Below are 7,054 nucleotides of genomic sequence, written 5' to 3'. Positions count from 1 at the left end.
ATCGCCTGGCGGACCTGATCCAGGACCTCGACGCCCTGGCGCCGGTCCGTGCGGCGAACCGCCGCTGGGTGCTCGACCGCTATCCGTTCGCCCGGACCGGAGCGGCGCTGCAGGAGGCGGTCGCCGCCGCGTGGGCCCGGCCCGGCGACGACGCCGTGGCCGTGCATCCGGCCGCCTGGCTCGACACCCTCGGACCGAACTTCACAGCGTATGCGTGAGGACTCAGTGGGATCCCTTCACCACGTTGACGAGGTCCTCGCCGGTCACGTAGCGGCGCACCTGCGCGTTGACCAGCGCGAAGGCTCGTGGGCCGGACTGCGCGATCGAGCCGGCGGCGTGCGGGGTGATGATCAGGTTCGGCACGTTCCACAGCGGGTGGTCAGCAGGCAGGGGCTCGGGCTCCATCACGTCCAGGGCGGCGCGCAGCCGCCCGGACGTCAGTTCCGCGAGCAGTGCCGGGGTGTCCACGACTTTGCCGCGCGCTACGTTGACCAGCAGGGCGCCGTCGCGCATCCGGGACAGGAACTTCGCGTCGACGAGCCCAGTGGTGTCCTCGGTGAGCGGAACGGTCAGCACCACCACGTCGGCCTCGGGCAGCAGGTCCGGCAGCTCCGACGTCGCGTGGATGCCGTCCCGTGCCGTGTGCGCCACGAGCACGGGAACGGCATCGAAGCTCCGCAGGCGGCGGGCGGTCTGCTCGCCGAGGTCACCGGCGCCGACGATCAGCACGCGCTTGTCGCGCAGGTCGTCGGCCTCCATCGGGTCCCACCGGCCCTGTCGCTGTGCTTCACCGAAGTGGGGCAGCCGGCGCAGCGTGGCCAGGACGACGGCCAGGACCAGTTCGGCGACAGCCGGGCCGTGCACGCCACGCGCGCTGCACAGGGTCACACCGTCCGGGACGTGCTCGAGGATGTCCTCGACGCCGGCACTCGTCAGCTGGGTGACCTCGAGCTTCGGCATGGCGGCGAACTTCCCGGCGAGGTTGGTGGAGTCCTCGACCTGCGGCACCCAGAAGACGGTCTCCGCCAGACGTGCGGGCTTCTCGCCCTCACCGTCCCAGACGATCACCTCGACGTCGTCTGGAAGGGCTCCGAGGAGATCACGGGCATTCGGATCGGGTACGCATACGACAGTCATTTTGTCAGTGTAAACATTCCCTTGACGAGGCAGGGCTATGGTGTCAGCAGGACTTCTACAGAACTGAGAAATTCATCCACGGTGGCCGGAAGCACCCGTGCCCGATGGATCAGCCGCGCCCGTCGGTGCGGCTTCGAAGGCAGAACCGAACTTCTACAGGAGACTCGTCATGGCCATCACACAGCTCACCTACCCGCACCAGGAGCCGGAGCTCACCGGCGAGGACATCCGGCTCCGCAACTGGGCTCGAAACTCCCGGCTGGGCCTGCCCGGCTCGGTCGTCGCGCCGGCCACCGAGGCGGAGCTGTGCGACTTCCTGTCCACCAGTGACGGCCGGGTCCGGATGATCGGGAGCCGGATGTCACCCGGCAGGATGATCGAGGTCGCGGACGGCGCCGGCACACTCCTGGACCTGAGCAGGCTGAGCGGCCTGATCTCCAGCACCGATGACACTGCGACCTTTGCCGGCTCGACCTCCCTGGCCGAGGTGTACGCGTTCCTCACCGCGCGAGGGCAGATGCTGGACGCCTCACCCGGGGTGATCGCCGAGCAGACGCTGGCCGGCGCCCTGTCCACCGGAACCCACGGTCAAGGCCTGCAGCAGAGCTCGATCGCCGGCGCCGCGCTGGCCATCCGCATGGTGCTGGCTGACGGCACGGTCGCGGAGTTCGACCGTGACCACCCGGACTTCCCCGCGGTCCAGCTCGGCCTCGGTTCACTGGGCGTGATCACCGCCGTGACGTTGCGTGCGCGGGAGTCCCTGATCTACACCTGCGTGAAGAAGGCCGTCGACGCCGGCACCCTCGAGACGGACCTGGAGACCTGGAACCGGGAGAACATCCTGGTCAAGGCGTGGTGGTTCCCCCAGGAGAACCAGGTCCAGGTGTGGACCGCCAACGAGGCGTCCGACGACGAGGTGTCGCGGTACCGGGCCGGCGGCAGTCAGCTCGTGGAGTACGCGACGACCGATACGTCCATGAACAGCACGATCGAGGCAACGCTGCAGCACCTCCGCGACGACAGCAAGGGCGTCGCGGACAACGGCAAGTCGCTCCGCACGGTGTCGCGCTTCCGGGACTTCACCGATGTCACGGGTGACATCTACCAGGTGTTCTGCAAGGGTATCGCGACCCCTCAGATCAACGTCGAGATCGGCATCCCGCTCGCCCGGGCCGGAGCAGTGATCAGGAAGATCAAGGACTGGCATGCGGAGACGCGCCCCCGCATGCACTACCCGGTGATCCTGCGCTGCACCGGCGCGTCCGAGGGATGGCTGAGCCCGTCCAACGGCCAGGACACCTGCTACTTCGGCTTCGTGGTCTACTACGCGGCGGACGGTTCGCTGTCCGAGGAGGGGAACAGCTTCCTTCGGGCGGTGGAGCGGGCCCTGGCCGAGGAGGGTGGCCGACCGCACTGGGGGAAGTACTTCGACGAGTCCCTCTACGACTGGCCGGCGCTCTACCCCCAGTGGGAAGCCTTCCGCCGCGTGCGCGAGGCGCTGGACCCGGAGCACAGGTTCGCGAATGCCTTCACCGATGCGCTCCTCGACTGACCCGACCCGCCCACCAGGAAAGGAACACCACCGATGAATGCCTGGGTGACCTTGCTGACTCAACCCGACTACCTGATCGGGGTCCGGACGCTGCGTGCCTCGCTGGCGGCCTCCGGTAGCACCATCCCCCTCGTGGTCATGGTGACCGAGGGGATCGACGAGCAAGCCCGGCGCCTCCTGCAGGACGACGGGTGCCTCCTGCGCGACGTGGCACCGTTGCGGCCGGCCGGGGGATCGGCGGACAGCTACGCCAACTCCCGGTTCGCGGAGGTGTGGACCAAGCTGGCCGTCTGGGGCCTGACCGAATTCGAGCGCGTCGTCTTCCTGGACGCCGACATGCTGGTGACCCGGAACATGGATGAGCTGTTCGCGCTGGACCTGGCCGACGGCGCTATCGCCGCCTGCCATGCCTGCCGGTGCAACCCCAACCGGATTGCGAGCTATCCGCCGAGCTGGACACCCGAGACCTGCTTCTACACGCACTGCAGGGGCGGGGACCACGTCACCGAGCCGGGTGCGACGGACAACTATCTGAACGGCGGCTTCCTGGTGCTGTCGCCCGACAAAGCTGTCCTCGCGGACATGGTGGGGCGGCTGGCAGGCGTGGACGACCTGTCGCACTACCCGTTCGCCGAGCAGGACTTCCTCAACGAGTTCTACCGCGACCGCTGGCAGCCGCTGCCCTACGTGTACAACGCGCTGAAGACCCTGCCGCATCAGCACCCATCGATGTGGGACGCGGCGTCGGTGAAAAACATCCACTACATCATCGACAAGCCCTGGGCGAAGCCGCTCGACCCCACCGACCGGTACGTCGAGGTGAACCGGCTCTGGTGGGAGATGGCCGACACCCTGGGCGTACCCGTCGGCTCCTAAGTTTCAGACGGAGGTGCATCGACCAGACCCCGCTACCTCGGTACACTGTGGAGGGGTCCGCACTCGTAAAATTCTGCGCCGCCGTGATCTGCGTCCGCATGACGGCTTCAGCCCATTCGCCGTCTCTGTGGCCACACCACCGACGGACACAGCGTTCAGCGCGTTCAGCCCGGACATATCGTCACCCGTCGCGGCGACCCTTTCATACATGCGACTGCGACGCGAGTTCGTCACTGTGGCGGATTCCGGTCCGGGCACGGTCCTGGTCCGCATGGGCGCCTCGGGGGTCTGCGGGTCGGACCCGCCACGTGACCGGCGGCGACTGGACGCTGCCCTCGCCCACGGTGATGAGGCATGGGGGCGCGGGCACTGTCGGGGCGATCGGCGACGGTGTCACAGACGTCGAGGTGGGCGACCACGTGATCCTCTCCGTGGTCTACCCCTGCCGGCGCTGCACCGCCTGCCTCTCGGGGAAGTCCTACGTGTGCTCGGGTAGTCGGTCCGAGGAATGCCTCCTCCCGGACGGTAGTACCCCGCTCTCGCTGGACGGCGGCCGTGTCTTCCCGTATCTGGCCGTCGGGTCCATGAGCGAGTACGCCGTCGTCCCCGAGTCCGGAGCCATCTGCATCCCGAAGAACGTGCCGTTCGACGTCGCCAGCCTGCTCGGGTGTTCCGTCGCCACGGGCTTCGGGGCGGTGGTGAACGACGCCGGCGTGGAAGCCGGCGCCTCCGCCGTCGTCGTCGGAACGGGGGGCGTAGGATTCTCGATTTCTATGGCGTTGCGGCTCGTCGGCGCGAACCCGATCATCGCCGTCGATCTCAGCGAGGAGAAGCTCGCTGCTAGGGAGTTCGGTGCCACCCACACGCTGCAGCCCTCCGAGGGCCTCGCCGAGGAGGTCCGCGGGCTGACGGGCGGGGAAGCGGCGTATGCCTTCGAGGCGATCGGGCGGGTCCAGACCATGGAGTCCCTCCCATCCCTGATCGAGGCGGGTAGCAAGGCTGTCATCGTCGGTCTGCCGCCCAAGGACAGCCCCGTGTCCATCGACGCGCTGGCGCTCGGGGAGAGCGGCAAGCCGCTGATCGGGTCGAATTTCGGCTCGACCGTGCCGGGGCGGGACTTCCCGCGCTTGGCCGCGCTGTACCTCGCGGGGAGGCTGCCCGTGGACCGGCTCATCTCGCACCCCATCAGCCTCGACGATGTGAACGAGGCGTTCGACGCGATGCGCAGGGGCGAGCGCGCCCGGAGCGTCATCGTGTTCTAGTAACGACGACGGCGGCTCACATCAGGATCGACAGCGCGGCTCCGCCGCTTTCGTCAGGGGGACCTAGGCAGGTTTGCATGCTGCCAGTCAGCATGGAGTGTTTGGACTGCGCCGGGCTAGGTAGTGCGCTTGGCTTGGATCAGCCAGTCGTTCGGCCCACTGTAGCGCAACTGCACGGTGCCGTCGGGATTGCTGACGGCATGAAGAACGCCCTCGCGGTCTCCATTCAGATTCACGCGGACCGTCCCCATCCTGTCGAAGCCGGGCGACCATAGGGCTGCCGTGTCGGGGCCGTCGTCGCTGACGCGTAGCCATTCGCCGGCCGCGGGGGCCTCGTCGTCCCACTCGACGTTCTTCATGTCTAGGACGTACTGGCCCCATCGTCGTCGTCCTCGAACCCGGAGGCGACGGGTGAACTCGACCCACGCGCCTCTGCTGGACTCGGTCGGCCATGCCGGATCGCTTACCAGCAACGGATCAAGGTCCTTGACCCAGGTGCGCATCTCGGAGGTGTTGCTGAAGTCGGCTTTTGTGTCGGTGACGGCCTTGATGGCGGCCGACCGGTGGTCGAAACCGGATCGGAGCAGGATGGCGGCTGGAAGGCTCAACGTGCCCGCTTCCAGCGCGGCCGAGGCCGTACCGGCGACGAGGTCGGCGGCGAGGTTGCCCTGCGCCTGCTCGTACACGCGCGCCGCCTCAATGCCCCACACGAGCCGGTAGATGATGTCGGACTCGATGAACTGGGCGACGTCCATCTGCTTCTCGTCCATGTCACTCAACGGTTCCCCGGCGAGCCACTGGTCAAGAACCACACGCCAGTCCTTTACCACCACGGTCTGCGTGAACGTGGAGATTGTGAACACCTGCGCCGCCAGTTGCTGGAGCGTGTCGGCGGCGTCCTCGAACTCGCCGCCGGCGAGGCAGGTTTCGGCGGCGTTCGTGAGATTAACGATCGCCGGGGCGGCCGCGGCGAGTTCGCCGCCGGCGTCGGCGCCGAGCCCGGCTAGGTACCAGCCGCGGCGTTGAGTCGGTGTCGAGGTGTTCCACAGGAACTGCGTGCGCTGTTCGACGACGGTCCGGAGGAGTAGCGCCCGGTTCGTTGTCAGACGGCGCATCTGGCGTTCCCACAGCGAGTCGCGCATCGCGTCGGCGAGGACATCGACGACGTCGACGGGGTCGGCGGTCTCGTCACCGACGACGCTGAGGATCGCGGTGTCGAGCATGGCGACGTTGGTTGCCCACATCCCGGCGGCGATTTCTGTCTCGGCAGGGTCTTCTCCGGCGATGACCGGGAAGGACCAACTGATGTTCCCGGTCAGGTAGCTCACGAATGCGGGGACGTTAGCCGGCCCCCCGGCCGCGTGCATGCGGCGCAGCATCAACATCCCGATCGTGATCAGCCCCGATTCCAACTCTCGGCTCCGTGCCCCGTCGATCAACTTGAACCAGTCGGCCCGCCTCTGGGCCGCCTTTCGTGCGCTTTTCGGCTCGAACAGCGGGTACAGCACCAGACCTTCGGTATCGACAAACGCCCGTCCTGCACGACCTATGACGTTCGCGAACTCGGAGCCCCCTAGCAGGCCTCTGTTGCGGTGCAAGCTGGAAAAGAGCACGACCGATGCGGACAGATTGAGACCTTGGGCCAGAGTGGGTGAGGCAACGGTCACCTTCAAGATCCGTCGGTGCAGGAGTGCCTCTACCTCACGACGGAACGGCCCAGGAAGCGCACCGTGGTGGACAGCAACGCCCAAGTGCAGGCACCTGAGGATGTCGTCGTCGGCGCCAAACCACTCGGTTCCAACAGCGACGGCGTTCGAGATGTCCACTCCGTCCGGCATCACCGAGGCGAGAAAGCCCTGCCGGTGCAGCTTGACGATCTGGGATGCGAGGGTGCTGACGGAGACCCTCAGCGGGCAGAAGATGAGGACTGTCTGACCTTCCTCGACCAAGCGCCAAGCGGTAGCGAGGGTCATCTCGTTCTGGTCGTGTGGGAACGCGTTTTTGCGTCTCCCGGTCGGGCTCCGTTGCTCGAAGTACCGGGGGATGAACGGCTGGTCGTCGCCGACGGTGACACTCAGCCGGGCGTACCCAGCATCACGCCACTCGACAAGGCCGAACTGTTGGCGGGTTGGGCGCCAGTTCTCCCGGTGCAGTCCGTCAAGGGCGTCGTCGGTTATCCAATCAACGAAGTCGTCGAGCTGTTCGTTCTCAGGGAACACCGCCGACA

5 protein-coding genes and 1 pseudogene are annotated in these 7,054 nt (G+C 67.2%); 4 read left to right on the top strand and 2 right to left on the bottom strand.

What is annotated here, in order from left to right:
- On the top strand, nt 1–218 hold a 218-nt coding region (locus CVO76_RS14625), incomplete at its 5' end, for a hypothetical protein (RefSeq protein ID WP_208739912.1).
- A 4-nt stretch (nt 219–222) separates the two neighbouring features.
- Here CVO76_RS14625 and CVO76_RS14620 read toward each other — a convergent pair.
- On the bottom strand, nt 223–1,137 hold the full coding sequence (locus tag CVO76_RS14620; RefSeq protein ID WP_208739911.1) for a 2-hydroxyacid dehydrogenase: 915 nt from the start codon (nt 1,135–1,137) through the stop codon (nt 223–225).
- 169 nt (nt 1,138–1,306) lie between these two features.
- On the opposite strand from CVO76_RS14620, the gene CVO76_RS14615 reads away from it, so the two are divergent.
- The 3 genes from CVO76_RS14615 (at nt 1,307) to CVO76_RS14605 (ending at nt 4,827) form a co-directional block, all read left to right on the top strand.
- Nucleotides 1,307–2,689 carry a D-arabinono-1,4-lactone oxidase gene (locus CVO76_RS14615; protein ID WP_208739910.1) on the top strand — a complete coding sequence of 461 codons (1,383 nt, stop codon included), beginning with the start codon at nt 1,307–1,309 and terminating at the stop codon, nt 2,687–2,689.
- Nucleotides 2,690–2,734: 45 nt separating this feature from the next.
- Nucleotides 2,735–3,565 (top strand): glycosyltransferase family 8 protein, encoded by an 831-nt coding sequence (locus CVO76_RS14610; RefSeq protein ID WP_208739909.1) that lies wholly within the window; start codon nt 2,735–2,737, stop codon nt 3,563–3,565.
- A gap of 308 nt (nt 3,566–3,873) precedes the next feature.
- Nucleotides 3,874–4,827 carry a zinc-binding dehydrogenase gene (locus CVO76_RS14605; RefSeq protein ID WP_208739908.1) on the top strand — a complete coding sequence of 318 codons (954 nt, stop codon included), beginning with the start codon at nt 3,874–3,876 and terminating at the stop codon, nt 4,825–4,827.
- 116 nt (nt 4,828–4,943) lie between these two features.
- On the opposite strand, the pseudogene CVO76_RS14600 reads toward CVO76_RS14605, so the two are convergent.
- Nucleotides 4,944–7,054 (bottom strand): annotated as a pseudogene (locus tag CVO76_RS14600) (DEAD/DEAH box helicase); the annotation flags it as partial.

This window comes from Arthrobacter agilis (assembly GCF_002953615.1).
In the GTDB taxonomy this organism is placed as follows: domain Bacteria; phylum Actinomycetota; class Actinomycetes; order Actinomycetales; family Micrococcaceae; genus Arthrobacter_D; species Arthrobacter_D agilis_B.
Note: the sequence above shows the minus strand (reverse complement) of the source record. Positions and strands in the feature narration are given on the sequence as shown.

Excerpts from the sequence above, each read along its gene's own strand:
- CVO76_RS14620 (WP_208739911.1), bottom strand. The coding sequence starts at position 1,137 with ATGACTGTCGTATGCGTACCCGATCCGAATGCCCGTGATCTCCTCGGA.
- CVO76_RS14615 (WP_208739910.1), top strand. The coding sequence starts at position 1,307 with ATGGCCATCACACAGCTCACCTACCCGCACCAGGAGCCGGAGCTCACC.